Raw genomic sequence first — 16284 nt, 5'->3', positions numbered from 1 at the left:
CGCATTGCGCTTTTGCCCCTTAGCTTAGTGTTAGAAGGCGTCAGCCTAAACTGCGTTTCGCTTAATACAAATAACAGTTCAACCGCCCTCACCTGCTGTTTCAAAAATCGCTCTGGCTTTTGGTGGTTTTAACTTCGCCGCTTCAACTTCATAGGTTGCGCAATAGGCGCTTTATCGCCTAGTTATTATTTTAAGTCAGCAAGCGCCATTGCACTTGGTAGCTCAAATGGCAGCTTACTTCAGTCAAATCAAAAACATCACCGCGCTGTTGTTTTACTTGTTTGTGTTAATAATCAATCGTATGCTGACTTTATTAGTTTTTAACTAGGCCAAAGGAACAGGCTCTGCTTCTAACAAAGCGCTCAAGTCACTCCCTTCGGTCGCCGGGACGCTAACATGTGGGCTGACTCACTTCGTTCGGATTTTAGCCCACATGCTAGCGCCCCTTAGCTTAAAGTTATACGTCATCGAGAAACTCTAGGATATTAACCAAACAAGGAATTACTTAATGTATAGCTCCATTTTTCTTTTAATAATTTTATTAGGTTGGATTGTTCCCATAATCCTTATAGCCGTGTCTAAACGCACCTCAGGTGGAGAAAAGGCCGCATGGATTCTGGCTATGTTTTTCATCTCGTGGCTAGCATGGGTCTTCTATTTATTGTTAGCACCGTTAAAGTCTAATTCAGAGACGTCTCGCTAAAATGACGTATAACAAGCCAATCAACAACGCCAGCTTCGCGGGCTGGGACAATTCCTCGCTGGCGGCTACGCTATTTTCGCCAGCAAGCAATTGCCCGTTATTGGGGTGTTATGCGTCACAGTAAATAACGGAGGAAGACAATGAGAAGGATTCTATTTTTGACTAGTGTCTTAGCACTATCAGCTTGTAGCACAACTCCCGAAGTCAAGGACAACGAGTTACAACCAATTGATCTTATTGGTAAGAAAGATGCCCTTGAAGAAATGTGGATTGTTTCGAAAACTGACTACCCGAAATATCCTATAAATGCGGCAAAGCAGGGAATAAGTGGTTGTGTCGATTTTTCATTTGTGATCAACAGTGATGGGAAAGCACAAGACATCCAAGTTATTAAGGCCATACCAGGCTCTATATTTATAGGGTCAGCAAAAAAATCACTAAAAAAATTCAGGTGGCAGCCTACGGAATTAAACAATCTACGTCAGCCTGCAATTACAACCTTGCAACTTGATTTTAGTACCACCCCGGTAATGAAGGTAGCTGAGTGCATAGTAGACGACGCATAACAAACCAAGTAAGCGGGACAATAACACGTGGGCTCCCGTCACTTCGTTCCGTATTATAGCCCCTTCTTGGGTTGTTAGGTACTCTTGAGTAAAAATTAGCCCAACTGACATTTTAACGCTATAATGTTTTAATGTTACATAAATGGAGGCTTATTCATGAGTACTTTATCAAAACGATCAACCGTCTACTTCGAACCAGCAATTCATAATGCTTTGAAACTGCGGGCGGCATCATCAGATACCTCAATATCAGAACTTATTGATGAAGCAGTAAGACTCCTTATGAAAGAAGATCAAGAAGATTTGGCTGCGGTAAGACAAAGAGCCAAAGAGCCCGAAATCTCCTATGAGGACTTGCTAAACACTTTGGAAGCTGATGGAAAAATATAGCGTCACTTTCAAGAAGTCAGTAGCAAAAGATTTTAGGGCGATTCCCAAGTCGGACGTTAAAAAGATCCTCGCCAAAATTGACTTATTAGCTGAAAACCCGCGAAGGGATGGAGCAATTAAACTTAGTGGACTCGACTTGTATCGTATCCGGCAAGGTCTTTATAGAATAATTTATGAAATCCGAGAAAACGAGCTTGTTGTACAGGTGATAAAAGTCGGGCATCGCTCCGATGTTTATAAACGTACCTAACAACTCAATAAACCCACTCACTTCGTTCGCTGGGACGCATACACGCGGGGCGGCTGCGCCATTATGCCCCACATGTCTGCGCCCGTTATTGAAAAGTTAGCTCTAACTTTGCTTGGCACCACTTGCTACAAAAAATATTTAGTATTAAACAAATACAACTACGAAATCGAGTCAATTTCAGAGAATGAGATAATCTATATTCAACCCAACCAAGCTAAGATAATTAGTAAATTTGATACTGCTTGTCCAAAGTCTATTCATAAACAAAAAAAGGTTGTTTTGAGTGATAAAACCTAACAAGCAAATCAAGCTCGCTCCCTGCGGTCGCTGGGACAATTACTCGCTGGCGGCTCCGCCATTTTCGCCAGCAAGTAATTGCCCCTTATTAGGGTGTTAGAAGGCGTCAGCCTAAACTATGTTTGGCTTTATAAAAATATCAGTTCAACTACCCTCACCTGTTTTTTCAATCATCGCCAAAGCATTGGTAGTTTTAATGTCACCGCGCTTACTTAAAAGGTTACGCAATAGGCGCTTTATCGCCTAGTTCTTATTTTGAGTCAGTAAGCGCCATTGCGTTTGTCGGCTCGAATGGCAGCTTGCCTCAGTCAAATCAATACCATCACTGCGCTGTTGTTTTACTTGTTTGTGTTAATAATCAATCGTATGCTGACTTTATTAGTTTTTAAAAAGGCCAAGGGAACAGGCTCTGCTTCTAACAAAGCGCTCAAGTCACTCTCTTCGGTCGCTGGGACGCTAACATGTGGGCTGACTCACTTCGTTCGGATTTTAGCCCACATGCTAGCGCCCCTTAGCTTAAAGTTAGAAGGCGTCAGCCTAAACTACGTTTGGCTTTATAAAAATATCAGTTCAACAACCCTATTCTGTTGTTTCCAACATCCCCCAAGCTTTGGTAGTTTTAATGTCACCGCGCTTACTTAAAAGGTTACGCAATAGGCGCTTTATCGCCTAGTTCTTATTTTGAGTCAGTAAGCGCCATTGCGTTTGTCGGCTCGAATGGCAGCTTGCTTCAGTCAAATCAATACCATCACTGCGCTGTTGTTTTACTTGTTTGTGTTAATAATCAATCGTATGCTGACTTTATTAGTTTTTAATAAGGCCAAGGGAACAGGCTCTGCTTCTAACAAAGCGCTTAAGTCACTCCTTTCGGACGTTCGGACGCAGTTACGCGGGGCGGCTTCGCCATTATGCCCCACGCAACTGCGCCGCTTAGCTTAAAGTTATACATACTGGTAAATTCAAAGGAATGAAAACAATTCTCCAAGTCTACATACAAAGCATTAACTCGTTGCTTCAGCGCTTTGATAGCGACTCATTATTCACTGCGAAACTAGTCGCTAGTTTGACACTACTTTTGAATGCCCAAGCTTTTCTTTATTTCTTCGGCATGTACCCAATATTTGAATCAACTGATTTCATAAAATATATACTCTTCACTTTGGTACTGGTCGTCTTATTTTTGACTGTCCATTTGGCAACCAAAGGCGATCCGCAAGCATTTGACCGTGCAAATCATCTTGTTAAAAAGAAGCCATATATTGTTGTAAGCTGCTGGGTCTGGTTTGTTTGTAGTTTGTTTGTCTTTCCTCTTTTATAGTGAGGTTGCGAACGTATGTATAACAAACCAATAAACTCTCTCGCTACGCTTATGTGGACTCCCCATGGTCAACAACTATTTTTACCGTTACAAGATGTAATGCGTGCTTATGTACGAGCTCATAATGGGAAGCTATCCCGGCTCTATGATATTTACGCGAACTTGATGCCACATCTCGCTGGCGGGCTTTTATGCCCTGAGCGCAGCACTGGCTTACCAAGCTGATTTTTATCTTGTATGGCGCATTAGTTGTTAACTTAAAACTAAGCAGCTAATAACTCTGCTTTATATTCAGTTCCGTTACGTAGCAACGAAAATGCCGTTCTAACTGTTTTGTTGGCCAGCGCCACAGCAGCACACCGTTTACCTCGCCGCTCTACTAGCCCTTTAATCCATTCATCTTTCTTCGTTCGTGAATCACGTTTTACTGCCTGGTTTACTGCTGACATCGCACCTGCAACCAAGTTAGCGCGTAATGACGAATTCCGTATATTTTTACCTATAGAACCCAAGCGCACTTTACCACCTGAAGAATGTTGTATTGGCGTCAAACCAATACACGCAGCAGCGTCTCGCGCTTTTTTGAAAACGCCTAACTCACAGCAACCTAGCGCTATGTACAGGTTAACCGCATTTGTCGGGCCAACACCTTCTATCTTCATGAGATTTTTGCAAGCTTCTGATGCTCTGCTGGCTCTGGCTACACTCTGTTCGTATTGCTTTACGAGCTCTATACTCTTGAGGTATTGATGCCATGCCGTGTGTAATGCTTCCCTGAATATCGTGCTAAATCCATTTTCTGCATCTTCTAATATCGACTGTATTGCACTGTTTAACCCCGAGCCTGTTGGCGATAACTTAATGTTGAACTCTAGAAGTAACGAACAAAGTTGATTCCCGTAAGCAACTTTATGCTTTACCGATAGTTGATGCATACGAACAAGCGATTGAAGCTCTTGCTGCTCCTTAGACTTCCCGCTAATAAAATTCACGTTACTAAGTTGTGATGCCTGTAAAACCGCCTCGGCATCATTCTTATCAGTCTTTTGATTTTGACGAATATTCGATACAAGCTTAGCTGATATTAAACGGGCATCATGCCCGTATTCACGCGCACATTGATACCAATAATTTGACGTTGCACACGCTTCGAAAACAACTGTCATTGGCTTTTGAGTGGCTAGCCAATTAGAAAAAGCGGTGGGCGTCATCGCCATATTACGAATTATCTTATTCGATTTAGCGACACAAACCTGGATCTCTTTCTTTGCCAAATCTACGCCAGTAAGCATATTATACATAGATGGACTCCTATCTAACCTTTGTGTGTGACAACATAGATGTTAGACCAACCTATTAGGTTGGGGAGTCCAATTATCTCGCTGGGACACAAACACGCAGGGCCGCTTCGCTATTTTGCCCTGCGCGTTTGCGCCCCTTATTTAAAAGTTATGTGCCTTGAGGATTTTAGTTGAAACCGAAAACCATAGTTAAGTATTCAATTATATCAATCACATTTTTAATTGGGCTTTATCTATTTATTGACCAAATTTTTATACGTGGTCGTTTAATTGAAACTTATCAAGGTGAAGTTATTTCGGTTTGGGATAATACGAACATTTCGGGCCGCAATAAGCCCAATATATACCAAGCATCTGTAAGACTGAATAATGGCAATGTAGTAAACATTGTTTGCCAGCGTTCATGTATAGTTGGGCAAAAACTGAAAGTCGAAAAGTTTATGCCTTTGATAGGGTGGACTGAAAATTATTACAGCGGCACATAACAAAAAAATCAAGTCACTCACTTCGTTCGCTGGGACGCATACACGTGGGCTGCTTCGCATTATAGCCCACGCGCCTGCGCCCCTTATTTAAAAGTTAGGTTTCAAAGGAACTGATTAAATGAAAGTGATGTTTTTCGGTCTGATTTTACTAGTTACAGCGTTTAGTTCTGTGTCTCAAGAAATCCAATCCAATGGCTTTTCTTTAGCGCTCGGAAAGGGCTGGTCAGTTGTAAATACAAACAAAACTACGACTGTTGCAGCAAATGAAGAGTTAGAACAGGTAATCATTCTTTCAGTCTACATTGTGCCATCCGTAGAAAAGGGTGCTGAGATATTAGCTGAAATGAAAAGCTACTTATCAAACCTCAATGAACAACTTCCTAAAATGGAATTATATTCTCAACTTGCCCCTTTAGATGTTCAAATAAGTGCTCCTTGGGAATTAGTTGCTTATTCAGGTCCAAATGAAGAAGGGCATTTAGTTGCTGCGTGTCTCGGTACTAATAAAGGCGTATTAATGGTTTCACTAGAAGGTATGGGCTCTGTTCAATCTGCAATTCCGCAATTGAAATCCGTTCTTTCTTCGTTGAATCACAGTGAAACCTAACAATCGCATAAATTCGCTCGCGGGCTCGCTGGGACAAAAACACGTAGGCTCCCTTCGCTTCGCTCGGTATTATAGCCTACGCATTTTTGCCCGTTATGCGGGCCGTTATATGTAGGACTTACCCAAACTTAGTGGACATCTCCTATAGTTAGATAAGAGGTGACTTATGGCTAATAAAAAGAAGGTTCATGCTTATACTGAAGAGTTTCGTAAGGAAGCTGTTCGTCGAGCAGATCAAAAGGGTAACTCCAACCAATCCGTAGCCGCAGAGCTGGGTATTTCCGCGCAACAAATCTACAACTGGCGTCGACAGTTCAAGCGCTGTGGCGGCAATCAGTTCTCAACCATTCAAGGTGTGAAGTTTCACCAAGAAGACGCTGATGAAGTGCAAGCGCTTAAGCGCCAGTTGGCCGACCTTAAAGAAGAGAATGCGTTTTTAAAAAAGGCTGCCGCGTACTTTGCGAGCGACCAAGAGTAAAGTACGCACTCATTAAAGTGTATGTGGGGCAATTCAGAATAACTGTGATGTGTCGGGCACTTAAAGTGTCTCGTTCTGGCTATTACAAGTACCTCACCCGCGATATATCTGCACACCAGCAACGACGCAAACAGCTTCGTGAGCACACCATGGCGCTCTTTGAGAAATTTCAAAAGCGCTATGGCGCGCCCAGATTAACGCGTGCATTAAAAGCTGAAAACGTGCCCTGCTGCGTTAATACGATAGCGAAAATCATGCAGCAGCTACAGTTACGTGCTCGCAACGGTAGAGCGTTTCGATATTCGCAATATAGCCACAGTAATGTACGCGTGAGTCAAAACGTATTGCGCCGGCAATTTGTGGCGACAAAGCCCAACACGAAGTGGGTTACGGACATTACTTACATTCGATTCAAAGGCCAATGGCATTACTTGGATACCGTGATGGACTTGTACTCAAGAGCCATTGTTGGCTGGGCATTTGATGGTCATATGACCGAAGAGCTTATTATACGAGCCCTCAATATGGCGATTAGCCGACGAGATATAGTGCCTGGGTTAATCATTCACTCTGACAGAGGTGTTCAATATCGTTCCGTGCGATACCAAGACCTGATAATGAGCATCGGTGCCGTATCCAGTATGAGCAGAAGAAGCAACTGCTGGGACAACGCTGTAATGGAGTCATTCTTCAGTCGCATGAAAGTCGAACTCATTTATGGAGAGAAATTCAACTCGCTTCAGGAAATCAAATCTTGTATCTTCGAATACATTGAGATTTTTTATAATCGCGTACGCCAGCATTCAACACTGGGTTATGTAAGCCCATATGAATACGAAGCGATATACGCTTAACATGGATGTCCACTTTTAGTGGGTAAGACCAATGTCACGAGAAAACAGGAGCGTTTTAAATGAATTGCCCTAATTGTCAGGCCCGTTTTTCGTTATGGAAGTCATTTAAACTTAGTAACATGTTTAGGGTTGAATGCTCAGCGTGTTCAGACGAAATTGTGAAAGATACTGCAGGCCTTACTAGGTATCGTTCATCAATGCTAGCAGTAATGCTCTGTGCATTTTTGACAGTATTATTTTTTGGTCGCATATCATTTTGGGGTTTTGTATTCTTATTACCAGCACAGCTTTATTTTGACAATTTTTATGCATCATTGAGGTCTCTTGGTAGTACAAAACTTTCACAGCCGAAGTTGTAGGTGCCATATAACAAACCATTCAACCGGACCCATACTCGCTGGCTGGCGCTCGTTCCTCGCAATTATAGCCAGCAAGTTTATGCCGTTTAATAGGGGCGTTAGAAGTACCGTATGAATTACGTTTGGCATTCCATATTTAACAAAAAAATTGATTCATCAGCCGCTAATAAGCTAGTTTCAATACTCGAAGATATAGAAGCTTTCCTAAACGATTCTGAAGACTCAATTTGGTCAGACATGGAAAATGTAAAGGTACTCTCAATAATCAGAAACTCAATAACATCGCTTAAAGCATCTAGTAAAGCGAAGGTTGCGAGGTTAGATTATTTATTCTTACCTACCGGCCCACTACAAGAAATATCAATGACAAACGGTTGGTCCGACGAATATTTAGTTCTTGCTGAAAGGTTTGATGATGTTTCTGGCAAATACTTCTAACAAAGCGCTAAAGTCGTTCCCTTCGGTCACTGGGACGCCAATACGCGGGGCGGCTTCGCTATTATGCCCCACGCATCTGCGCCCCTTAGCTTAAAGTTAGCTGCTATGAGTAAATTTAAACTTTCTCTTTATATAGTCGAATTGATTGTCTGCTTTTTTCCAGCGGGACTTCTATTAATAGTTTTTGGAAGTATGTCCGTTTTGGGAAGTCTATATTCAGTCTTAGCACCTACCTCATCAGATCCTTTATTAGTCAGAATATTATCGTTTATGCTCATTTCCATGCTTTACGCTGGGGGTATTGCTGGTTTAATTTCTCTAAGAAACATTGTTAGGTTTGTTGTAAGTGGTTCAATCGGAGCAAACAGAAAAATTAAACGAACAAAGTTGTTTTTGACGATGGGTTTGGTTTCTTGCTCTGTAGGCGCTTATATTTTTGCTGGTGTAGGTGGTCTACCTGTTATTTTGCTCATATTACCAATACTATCTGGCTTTCACTTCTTGTATTTAGGCAGGAGCTACTTTCAAACACGCAGCTAACAATCGCATAAACTCGCTCGCAAGCTCGCTGGGACAAAAACACGTAGGCTCCCTTCGCTTCGCTCTGTATTATAGCCCGTTATGCGGGCCGTTAGGCATTCATAGGAGAAGTATGCAACGGAATGTGGTAGAAAAAATTGGACCATGGCAGATTTCCTTCACAAGAAATGTGCACATGTTTAGTCACGAACTTAAAGTTAAAAAAAAGAACCTAGAGTTAACACTCCCTTGCGAAGATCTTGCGATTTCTAAAAAGACAATTGGTGTATGGCTTTATTCAGTAGATACATCAGAAGCAATAAAGCACGAATTAGCTAATCTTCTTTTAGAATGGTCAAAAAAACTCAATGTACCGATTAGGATCTATGTTGAAAAAGACGAATTTCGCGCTAATTAGCATCATGCCTAACAAAAAAATTAAGTCACTCACTTCGTTCGCTGGGACGCATACATGCGGAGCGGCTTCGCCATTATGCCCCACATGCCTGCGCCCCTTATTTAAAAGTTATATTCAAAAAGGAATTTTATGAAATCTTTATTTTTTACACTATCTATTTTACTTATTGCAGGTTGCGCCAGCGTAGATGAAAACTTAGTATTAAATGGGAAGTCTGCTGCTGCACTCGAAAACGATATAAACACTATCGTAGAATCTCTCCCAAACCGGAAAAAACATGATTTCATGATTGCTCTGCTTTCTATACAAATGGATATAGCTCAAAGTCCATTGGCTTTTTTGGGCAACCCAGATGGCAACGCCGTAAATTACGAGTTGCTGCCCCAGCACCTAGATGGCCTAACTTACAAGCAGGTGCTAGAGCTTGCATCTAAATCAAAGACATCGGTCGAAGTCTTAACAGATTGAATATAACAACTCAATTAACTCACTCACTTCGTTCGCTGGGACGCATACACGCAGGGCGGCTTCGCTATTATGCCCTACGTGCCTGCGCCGCTTAGCTTAAAGTTAGGCGCCAAGTTGCATCGCGTTGCGCAACGCGCTACACTCTCTCCATGATTAAGTCGTTTAAACATAAGGGCCTGAAGCTGTTTTTCGAAAAAGGGAAAACTTCAGGCATACAGACTAAGCACGCGAAGAAGCTTCGCATGCAGTTGGCTGCTATTCACACCGCGCAAGATATTGATGACATTAATTTGCCAGGCTTCTCTCTACACCAACTTAAAGGGGAACGGTCAAATATTTGGTCGATATCAGTCAACGGCAATTGGAGAGTTACTTTCGAGTTCACGGATGGTAATGCTTACATCTTAAATTACGAGGATTATCACTAATGAATATGCATAACCCACCACATCCTGGTGAATTTATTGAGTCCATTTACATGGAACCACACGGCATAAGTTGCAGGTCGCTTGCGACTCACCTTGGTGTTGCAGCTTCTACACTAAATCGTGTCGTTAAGGGAAAAAGTGCAGTAACGCCAGAAATGGCATTAAGGCTATCAAAGGTATTAGGGCGAAGCCCTGAAAGCTGGCTTAGCATGCAAGACAATTACGAGCTATGGCAGGCGAAGCAGAACATCAACTTGGATAACGTGCAGCCAATAGATCTGCATGCCGCCTAACAAAAAAATCAAGTTCGCCCGCTCGCGGGCTGGGACGCAAACACGTGGGCTGACTCGCTCCGCTCGATTTTAGCCCACGTGTTACTGCCCCTTATTTAAAAGTTAGCTGCCTAATCAAAATTAAGTCCTCTGAAGCACGCCATTTCTAAATATCGCTGTTTTCTAGATTTCTTACTTTTAAAACATCGGTCATCAGATTCTTACCGGCTAGACAGCTTGCAAGCGTACTTATGACAAAGATCATCTCTCTTGCATTTTCAGCTCCCGCTACAAAATACCAAACGACAAACATCAAAGCACTTAATGAGAGGTGTGTGAAAACGAATTTTAAGTATATCTTTTTCATAATAAATCCAAATAGAGGGGGATCTTCCCCCTTAATGACGAAACTTATTCATCTGTAGTTTCAATAGAATAATCCACAATTTGTTGTGTAGTACCACCAATTGCAGCGGCGTTAGTTGCAACAACTCCTCTACCAACCGCACCCAACGCTCTAGCTCCTCCAGCTAATGCTGAAAAGCCTCCTGTTATAGTTCCTGCGACAGTAGCTCCGGCTAAACCACCCCAAGTAAAACTGCCGTTAAAGGCAGACCCCAGCAAGTAAGCTCCAGCTCCAATTGCTGCTCCTTGTAAAAATGCACCATTTACTTGTTCCATTTCTTCATGTGAAAGTTCAACAAATTCCATGCTAATATTCCTTTTAGTTAAAATTGAACGCCTCTTTCAGGCAAAGCCATAATGGAACTTTAAATATAAATGATGTACTGAACTCAGTGATAGTTTTGTATGTATTGCGTTTTTTTTTCGGCTACGAATATAGTGCAGCTAACAAAAATTAAGTCACTTACCACGTTCGCTGAGACAATTACTCACCGGCGCGTTACGCATTTTCGCCGGTAAGCACTTTTCCGTTATTGGAACGTTATATTCAAGGATAGATATGAGGTTGATTTTATTACTTTTTTTATTTTCATCTACTATCGCAATGGCTAATGATCTCTGTAGAGATAGCATCGAAAGAAGCGATTCGAGCAGTATTTTGGAGAACTGCTTTCAAATTACGGAATCAGACTTGTCTTTTCAAGAAGCCATCTTATACGAAAAGCTAGAACACGATTTTGGTACTTTCGAGGAGCCCGCAAGACTGTTTACTCAATTTAAAATTAAGTCGTTAGATAGTAGTGCAGAATTTATGTTGGCATTCGCTAGAAGCATTGAATTAGCTTTCGATGTTTCAAAACCAAAATGGTTAGGGAAGAAAGACGGCATAATATCTTCATCAGATGATTACACTGGATATGACGAGTATTCTGCGAAAGTGAAAGAAATGCATAGTAAGTGGTATCTTGCTGCTGCAAATGCAGGGAGTAGAGATGCTCAACTACAGTACATCAATGAATATTTGGGCAAGCTATCATCACAGTTTCCTGTAGAAAAACCTTCTCAAGAGGAGCTAGACAATGTGGTAGCTTTTCTGCAAACACTTGCTGACAAAGGTGAGCCTGGAGCGAAAAAGCACCTTTCTGACGTAGAGGTGCTTCGTGGAGGAATACAACAAACCAATCAAGCTCGCTAGGACAGTTACTCGCCCGCGCTCCCGCTATTTTCGCGGGCAAGCAACTGCCCCTTATCGGGGCGTTATACGCTAAAGGAATTATGAATAACTCCACACTTAAATGGATTTTGTTAATAGCTTACATTGCTGCTGCGGTGGTAGTGGGCAATGCGCTTTCTTGTCCTTCAGATCAGGCTCGGCCACTCATTATTCTTTTAAGTAGTACGGTTATTGTTTATATAAACGTTTGCTTTTTTCTTAAACTGCCAATCAACTTGTTGCACTTGCCGGAAGCAGCCGTAGTATCTAATTTTTCGTTACGTAGGCGCTTAGTATTAATTTCATGGTTAATGATTTTAGCTTTAATTATTTGGGGGCTTGCGGATGGCTTCAGCTGTAGCGTATAACAAACCATTCAACCGGAACCATACTGGCTCTGCGCTCACAGTTTAGCCAGCAAGTCTGTGCCGTTTAATAGGGGCGGTAGTTCCCAAAGAGGAAATTTGTGAATCAGTTCTCTTTTTTAGAAAAGCTTCGTTCAAGATATTTAAGTAACGAGAGTGATGAGCTCCTCTTTAACGACAAAGAGTGCACCATTGAAGGGACTGTTTACCGTCTAAACTCTTGGAAAGACTTTCATGGTAAAGACGGCATCGTGGTTTTTGAGTTAAAAAAGAAAGGTGTTCTAATAACAGACAGCTATTGTGTTGGTATTAGGTTTACTGCGAATGAAGAAACCTTGCTGTTGAGCCAAGAACAATTATGGGAAATAGGAATTCCATAGAAAGGTAGCTAACAAACCGCTGTAGTCGGTCGCGAGCTCCCTGAGACATTAACACGTGGGCTCAGTCGCTTCGCTCCTATTTTAGCCCACGTGTTACTGCCCCTTATGTGGGTGTTAAACCCCCTATTCAGCATCAAGTCTCTTTAATGCTTTTTTGTAAGCCTCATTTCTTTGGCGTTTTCCAACTGCAAGCACTGTAACTGCAACTACGTCATCAAGTACCTGATACACCAACCTATATCCCGATTGACGTAATTTTATTTTATAAACATTATCAGCACCTAACACTCTATCTGGGGCTACGTGTGGTATTTTTAATCTCTCTGCTAACTTCTTTTTCAGTTGCTGCTGCAAAGTGCTACCTAGTTTATTCCATTCTTTTAACTCGCTCACTACGTTCGCTGGGACAAAAATACGTAGGCTCCCTGCGCTGCGCTTGGTATTGTAGCTTACCTATTTCTGCCCGTTATGCGGGTGTTAAATGGCAAAGGTAGTATGAAGGTTAATCTCAAGCTTTGGGGGTTATTGTTAATTTCTCATTTTGTATTAGCAATTGTTCCTGGCTTTATTGTTGAGAACAAATTGACGGCGTATGTACCTTACCATTCGGTATTCACCCCGCTAGAAATGTTCAATTCCTTAGGTGTTCCTGTTTATGGTCAGGTTACCGAGGGTATGTTTATGGCACCAATCACTATTTTGGGTTGGTGCTTGGTGGTTACTCTATGGCTAATTATTCATTATGGTTTTGCTATAGTGCTAAGCCATTTAACAAGGCGCTCAAGCAAGGAATTTTAAAAGCGTGTTTTCACTCAAAGCTCTCTTACCAGATTATTCATTCAATTGTTTTTGGATGTTTGTAAGCTTGTTTCTCGCAATATGGCTGGGGCACCAAATTCTTACCGCTGCTTTTCACCAAGAGATACTCAATCTACGAACTACCAATTCTATTTCCTTAACCGAGTCTCCTTTCTGGTTTTCTTTTGTAGTATTGTTTAAATTTACCGCTTGGTCGTTTGCGCTTTGGTACTTTGTCTCTAGCACCAGGTATTTACTACAAAGGAAGTAATGCATAACAACTCAATCCACTCACTCACTACGTTCGCTGGGACGCAAGCACGCGGGGCGGCCTCGCCATTATGCCTCACGAATCTGCGCCCGTTATTGAAAAGTTATACGTCTAAATAGAAGACAAAAGATAAGGAATTTTTTTAATATGAGTATTTGGCAAATTATCATTTTTATTGTGCTTTTCAGCCTAACGCTTTTACCAGTATTAGTTGCCCTTACATCAAAGAAAGCTAGGGGAGTACACAAATTAGTTTGGTGCCTCGTTTCACTATTCTTTTCATGGTTAGGGTTTTTAGTTTATTACTTCTTTGCTGTCAGAGGTATGAGTGAGCGCAACGCATAACAAGCTAAACAACGCACTCACTGCGTTCGCTGGAACGCCTATACGCCGGGCAGCTTCGCCATTACGCCCCACATGTCTGCGTCCGTTATTGGAAAGTTATGTGCCAAGTAGAATTCGCATAAAAGGATATATCGAATGAGAAAAGTTGTTCTGTTTTCTAAGACTAAGAAATGGTGGCATGAAAGCCCTGATCTAGATTTATTGAATGCGCAGATAACTGAAATGGAAAAAGATGGTTGGGCTATTGTTTCCATTTCAGCAAATACTAATTTCTTAGGATTTATATCGTCATATACTATTTTGGTAGAGTCATCAGGTTGATTGCACATAACAAAAACATCATGATGGGCATTTTACTCGCTGAAAAAGCGCTCATAAAATCCCCATATGTTAAGCGTTATGAGGTGCTCTAGATAATATGCATAATATAAACCCATGGCTTTGGTCGTCTTTTGTGTTGGCTCTTTCAGGCATCTTTTTTAGGTGGGTGTTTGGTAATACGTTTGTAAGTATTTTTCTTGCCGTAGTGCTAGCTTTAGCGGTAGTGCCTTTAGTTGTAAAAATTCAGAGCAAGGCTAAACAAAATGCTAATCAGCATAGCAACTCATAACAATGCGCAGCACTCGCTCCCTTCGGTCGCTGGGACGCCAAACCGCTACGCGACTTCGCCGTTATACCCTACGTGCCTGCGCCCGTTATTTAAAAGTTAACTAGCTTCGTATTTGCCATCATTTTAGGTAAGGATTAATAAAGTATGGATAACAATAAGTGGTATAAAAACCCTGAGATGATAGTTGCTTTATCTGCTCTTCTTATAGGGTTGGTCACCGCATTTACTTCAATTTATTCAGCCTATGTTGACCGTGAATATGCCAGAGCATCAGTTTGGCCAAGGTTGGAAATATTCAGAAGTTTTAGCGGAAATTCATTTGGTTACGGCGTAAGTAACAATGGAACTGGCCCAGCATTGATAAAGTATGCAAAAGTGAAAGATGGTTCGAAATACATAAAAAAATGGATTGAAATAGAGGCATTTCAGAATATCAGACAATCACACCTTAGTAATCGCACATTGTCACCTCAAAGCAGCATTACTCCAGTTTCTTACGAAGGAGATAATGCGAAAGCGCTTGTGAAAGCAGATGATTTAATAAGTATAGAACTTTGCTATTGCTCTATTTACGAAGAATGTTGGGTTATTGATAGAGAAAACCGTCCAAAATCGTTGGAATCTTGTATTGCCGACAATAAGCAAATGTTTCTACAATAAACGCTAGTTAATAAGGCATTTAAACGGACTTTTAACAGTTGGCTGTTTTCACTCCGTTCAACAATTCTAGCCAACTATTAAAAGTCGCTTAATGTAGCGTTATGTGCCGTCTAACACTGGAGGGAGTATGAACAAAACGCTAAAGTTGTTCCCTTCGGTCACTGGAACGCCTATATGCCGGGCGGCTTCGCCATTACGCCCCACATGGCTTCGCCCGTTATTGGAAAGTTATGGAGTAAGGATGCGTCAACTTATATTTATCACCATGCTATTACTCTGGGGCTGCTCAAGCTCTCCTAAAAGCAGAATTAGTGAAATAAACTTAATCAATGAGCATACCGTTGAATACATAGGTGATACATCAAAAGACAATGCAAAACAACTTGAAGTTATATTAACCAAACACCCTAATAAAATTGATACATTAGTCGTAACAAGTACTGGAGGTGAAGTATTTGGTGGAATGCACATTGGCCGCTTAGTGCATAAATTTGGTTTGAAGGTTGTCGTAGAACGATATTGCATGTCGTCTTGTGCAAATTATATTGTCACTGCAAGTAACGATGTTATTGTATCTAAAGGTGCTCTTCTTGGATGGCATGGAGGTTCGACCCAACCAATATACTCTACTTTGGAAGCTGAAATATCTTGGTTATCACAAATAAAGAGGTTTTTTAGTAACACTGATGATAACAAAGAAGGAAATACTTATTTGCTTAGGTGGCAAAAGGAAGAGTTAAAGTTCTTTGATACTGTTGGTGTAAACCAAGCTGTAACGATACTTGGAATGATGCCAGGATTAAAGAATAAAAGAGACTCTATGCTTTTCTCTTATGACAAGAAAACTCTTCAATATCTTGGTCTTAATATCAAATTTGAAAATGAGGAACAAATCGAGTTTTCACCAGATGGTACTAAAGCCGTTCAAGTATTTAATATTACAAATGAAAAACTGGATGCGCTTTTAAAGCTCCATAACAGGAAAATAAACAAGGACACATAACAGTTGGCTGCGTTTCATATTTTAGCCAACCATTACTTAGCCTGTTATTTGGGCGTTATGCACAGGACTTAAGGACGAGACAA

Annotated in this window: 23 protein-coding genes; 19 read left to right on the top strand and 4 right to left on the bottom strand. The window is 41.3% G+C overall.

The features are described from left to right. The first annotated feature begins 843 nt into the window (after window positions 1-843). The 3 genes from ACOJRU_RS02515 (at window position 844) to ACOJRU_RS02505 (ending at window position 1909) form a co-directional block, all read left to right on the top strand. On the top strand, window positions 844-1269 hold the full coding sequence (locus tag ACOJRU_RS02515; RefSeq protein WP_256771346.1) for an energy transducer TonB: 426 nt from the start codon (window positions 844-846) through the stop codon (window positions 1267-1269). A gap of 156 nt (window positions 1270-1425) precedes the next feature. After that, the gene (locus ACOJRU_RS02510; RefSeq protein WP_012517122.1) at window positions 1426-1659 is read left to right on the top strand and encodes a ribbon-helix-helix domain-containing protein; all 234 of its coding nucleotides are present in this window, start codon (window positions 1426-1428) and stop codon (window positions 1657-1659) included. Then, window positions 1646-1909 carry a type II toxin-antitoxin system RelE family toxin gene (locus ACOJRU_RS02505; protein ID WP_012517121.1) on the top strand — a complete coding sequence of 88 codons (264 nt, stop codon included), beginning with the start codon at window positions 1646-1648 and terminating at the stop codon, window positions 1907-1909. Before ACOJRU_RS02510 ends, ACOJRU_RS02505 begins: the two co-directional genes overlap by 14 nt. Window positions 1910-3787: 1878 nt before the next feature. Here the strand turns inward: ACOJRU_RS02505 and ACOJRU_RS02500 are convergent. Continuing rightward, a complete protein-coding gene (locus ACOJRU_RS02500) occupies window positions 3788-4825 on the bottom strand; it encodes an IS110 family transposase (protein WP_421133489.1) in 1038 nt (345 codons plus the stop codon). Between the two features lie 170 nt (window positions 4826-4995). Between ACOJRU_RS02500 and ACOJRU_RS02495 the strand changes: the two genes are divergently transcribed. From ACOJRU_RS02495 to ACOJRU_RS02450, 10 genes are all read left to right on the top strand, one after another. Further along, window positions 4996-5310: a hypothetical protein gene (locus tag ACOJRU_RS02495; RefSeq protein ID WP_421133488.1), complete on the top strand. Its 315-nt coding sequence runs from the start codon at window positions 4996-4998 to the stop codon at window positions 5308-5310. A 118-nt stretch (window positions 5311-5428) separates the two neighbouring features. Continuing rightward, window positions 5429-5917, top strand: coding sequence for a hypothetical protein (locus tag ACOJRU_RS02490; RefSeq protein ID WP_421133487.1), 489 nt, complete (start codon window positions 5429-5431; stop codon window positions 5915-5917). 166 nt (window positions 5918-6083) lie between these two features. Next, a complete protein-coding gene (locus tag ACOJRU_RS02485) occupies window positions 6084-6395 on the top strand; it encodes a transposase (RefSeq protein WP_421133486.1) in 312 nt (103 codons plus the stop codon). Window positions 6396-6406: 11 nt separating this feature from the next. Beyond that, window positions 6407-7249, top strand: coding sequence for an IS3 family transposase (locus tag ACOJRU_RS02480; RefSeq protein WP_421134695.1), 843 nt, complete (start codon window positions 6407-6409; stop codon window positions 7247-7249). Between the two features lie 470 nt (window positions 7250-7719). Further along, window positions 7720-8046: a hypothetical protein gene (locus ACOJRU_RS02475; RefSeq protein WP_421133485.1), complete on the top strand. Its 327-nt coding sequence runs from the start codon at window positions 7720-7722 to the stop codon at window positions 8044-8046. A gap of 105 nt (window positions 8047-8151) precedes the next feature. Then, window positions 8152-8586, top strand: coding sequence for a hypothetical protein (locus ACOJRU_RS02470; protein WP_421133484.1), 435 nt, complete (start codon window positions 8152-8154; stop codon window positions 8584-8586). A gap of 112 nt (window positions 8587-8698) precedes the next feature. Beyond that, a complete protein-coding gene (locus tag ACOJRU_RS02465; RefSeq protein WP_421133483.1) occupies window positions 8699-8983 on the top strand; it encodes a hypothetical protein in 285 nt (94 codons plus the stop codon). Window positions 8984-9112: 129 nt separating this feature from the next. Then, entirely contained in the window at window positions 9113-9451 is a 339-nt protein-coding gene (locus ACOJRU_RS02460) for a DUF6694 family lipoprotein (protein ID WP_421133482.1), read from the top strand. Window positions 9452-9600: 149 nt separating this feature from the next. Continuing rightward, a complete protein-coding gene (locus tag ACOJRU_RS02455; RefSeq protein ID WP_012517116.1) occupies window positions 9601-9879 on the top strand; it encodes a type II toxin-antitoxin system RelE/ParE family toxin in 279 nt (92 codons plus the stop codon). Further along, a complete protein-coding gene (locus ACOJRU_RS02450; protein WP_421133481.1) occupies window positions 9879-10172 on the top strand; it encodes a HigA family addiction module antitoxin in 294 nt (97 codons plus the stop codon). Before ACOJRU_RS02455 ends, ACOJRU_RS02450 begins: the two co-directional genes overlap by 1 nt. Before the next feature lie 145 nt (window positions 10173-10317). On the opposite strand, the gene ACOJRU_RS02445 is transcribed toward ACOJRU_RS02450, so the two are convergent. Beyond that, window positions 10318-10518 (bottom strand): hypothetical protein, encoded by a 201-nt coding sequence (locus ACOJRU_RS02445; RefSeq protein WP_421133480.1) that lies wholly within the window; start codon window positions 10516-10518, stop codon window positions 10318-10320. Window positions 10519-10562: 44 nt separating this feature from the next. Continuing rightward, window positions 10563-10862, bottom strand: coding sequence for a hypothetical protein (locus ACOJRU_RS02440; RefSeq protein ID WP_421133479.1), 300 nt, complete (start codon window positions 10860-10862; stop codon window positions 10563-10565). 253 nt (window positions 10863-11115) lie between these two features. On the opposite strand from ACOJRU_RS02440, the gene ACOJRU_RS02435 reads away from it, so the two are divergent. Beyond that, complete coding sequence (locus ACOJRU_RS02435) at window positions 11116-11751, top strand: hypothetical protein (protein ID WP_421133478.1); 636 nt, start codon at window positions 11116-11118, stop codon at window positions 11749-11751. A gap of 484 nt (window positions 11752-12235) precedes the next feature. Beyond that, on the top strand, window positions 12236-12514 hold the full coding sequence (locus ACOJRU_RS02430) for a hypothetical protein (protein WP_421133477.1): 279 nt from the start codon (window positions 12236-12238) through the stop codon (window positions 12512-12514). Between the two features lie 123 nt (window positions 12515-12637). Here ACOJRU_RS02430 and ACOJRU_RS02425 read toward each other — a convergent pair whose 3' ends face one another. Next, on the bottom strand, window positions 12638-12907 hold the full coding sequence (locus ACOJRU_RS02425) for a type II toxin-antitoxin system RelE family toxin (RefSeq protein WP_421133476.1): 270 nt from the start codon (window positions 12905-12907) through the stop codon (window positions 12638-12640). 102 nt (window positions 12908-13009) lie between these two features. On the opposite strand from ACOJRU_RS02425, the gene ACOJRU_RS02420 reads away from it, so the two are divergent. The 4 genes from ACOJRU_RS02420 (at window position 13010) to ACOJRU_RS02405 (ending at window position 16201) form a co-directional block, all read left to right on the top strand. Then, a complete protein-coding gene (locus tag ACOJRU_RS02420; protein WP_421133475.1) occupies window positions 13010-13312 on the top strand; it encodes a hypothetical protein in 303 nt (100 codons plus the stop codon). 751 nt (window positions 13313-14063) lie between these two features. Further along, complete coding sequence (locus tag ACOJRU_RS02415) at window positions 14064-14249, top strand: hypothetical protein (RefSeq protein ID WP_303502412.1); 186 nt, start codon at window positions 14064-14066, stop codon at window positions 14247-14249. A gap of 433 nt (window positions 14250-14682) precedes the next feature. Then, a complete protein-coding gene (locus ACOJRU_RS02410) occupies window positions 14683-15198 on the top strand; it encodes a hypothetical protein (protein WP_421133474.1) in 516 nt (171 codons plus the stop codon). Between the two features lie 127 nt (window positions 15199-15325). After that, window positions 15326-16201: a hypothetical protein gene (locus tag ACOJRU_RS02405; protein ID WP_421133473.1), complete on the top strand. Its 876-nt coding sequence runs from the start codon at window positions 15326-15328 to the stop codon at window positions 16199-16201. Window positions 16202-16284 lie beyond the last annotated feature (83 nt).

Origin of the sequence: Alteromonas algae, assembly GCF_049117195.1 — a bacterium.
Classification (GTDB): domain Bacteria; phylum Pseudomonadota; class Gammaproteobacteria; order Enterobacterales; family Alteromonadaceae; genus Alteromonas.
Note: the sequence above shows the minus strand (reverse complement) of the source record. Positions and strands in the feature narration are given on the sequence as shown.

Excerpts from the sequence above, each read along its gene's own strand:
- ACOJRU_RS02470 (WP_421133484.1), top strand. The coding sequence starts at position 8,152 with ATGAGTAAATTTAAACTTTCTCTTTATATAGTCGAATTGATTGTCTGC.
- ACOJRU_RS02435 (WP_421133478.1), top strand. The coding sequence starts at position 11,116 with ATGAGGTTGATTTTATTACTTTTTTTATTTTCATCTACTATCGCAATG.
- ACOJRU_RS02405 (WP_421133473.1), top strand. The coding sequence starts at position 15,326 with ATGAACAAAACGCTAAAGTTGTTCCCTTCGGTCACTGGAACGCCTATA.
- ACOJRU_RS02460 (WP_421133482.1), top strand. The coding sequence starts at position 9,113 with ATGAAATCTTTATTTTTTACACTATCTATTTTACTTATTGCAGGTTGC.
- ACOJRU_RS02515 (WP_256771346.1), top strand. The coding sequence starts at position 844 with ATGAGAAGGATTCTATTTTTGACTAGTGTCTTAGCACTATCAGCTTGT.
- ACOJRU_RS02420 (WP_421133475.1), top strand. The coding sequence starts at position 13,010 with ATGAAGGTTAATCTCAAGCTTTGGGGGTTATTGTTAATTTCTCATTTT.
- ACOJRU_RS02490 (WP_421133487.1), top strand. The coding sequence starts at position 5,429 with ATGAAAGTGATGTTTTTCGGTCTGATTTTACTAGTTACAGCGTTTAGT.
- ACOJRU_RS02415 (WP_303502412.1), top strand. The coding sequence starts at position 14,064 with ATGAGAAAAGTTGTTCTGTTTTCTAAGACTAAGAAATGGTGGCATGAA.
- ACOJRU_RS02485 (WP_421133486.1), top strand. The coding sequence starts at position 6,084 with ATGGCTAATAAAAAGAAGGTTCATGCTTATACTGAAGAGTTTCGTAAG.
- ACOJRU_RS02500 (WP_421133489.1), bottom strand. The coding sequence starts at position 4,825 with ATGTATAATATGCTTACTGGCGTAGATTTGGCAAAGAAAGAGATCCAG.
- ACOJRU_RS02440 (WP_421133479.1), bottom strand. The coding sequence starts at position 10,862 with ATGGAATTTGTTGAACTTTCACATGAAGAAATGGAACAAGTAAATGGT.
- ACOJRU_RS02465 (WP_421133483.1), top strand. The coding sequence starts at position 8,699 with ATGCAACGGAATGTGGTAGAAAAAATTGGACCATGGCAGATTTCCTTC.
- ACOJRU_RS02455 (WP_012517116.1), top strand. The coding sequence starts at position 9,601 with ATGATTAAGTCGTTTAAACATAAGGGCCTGAAGCTGTTTTTCGAAAAA.
- ACOJRU_RS02505 (WP_012517121.1), top strand. The coding sequence starts at position 1,646 with ATGGAAAAATATAGCGTCACTTTCAAGAAGTCAGTAGCAAAAGATTTT.
- ACOJRU_RS02450 (WP_421133481.1), top strand. The coding sequence starts at position 9,879 with ATGAATATGCATAACCCACCACATCCTGGTGAATTTATTGAGTCCATT.
- ACOJRU_RS02445 (WP_421133480.1), bottom strand. The coding sequence starts at position 10,518 with ATGAAAAAGATATACTTAAAATTCGTTTTCACACACCTCTCATTAAGT.
- ACOJRU_RS02410 (WP_421133474.1), top strand. The coding sequence starts at position 14,683 with ATGGATAACAATAAGTGGTATAAAAACCCTGAGATGATAGTTGCTTTA.
- ACOJRU_RS02475 (WP_421133485.1), top strand. The coding sequence starts at position 7,720 with ATGAATTACGTTTGGCATTCCATATTTAACAAAAAAATTGATTCATCA.
- ACOJRU_RS02510 (WP_012517122.1), top strand. The coding sequence starts at position 1,426 with ATGAGTACTTTATCAAAACGATCAACCGTCTACTTCGAACCAGCAATT.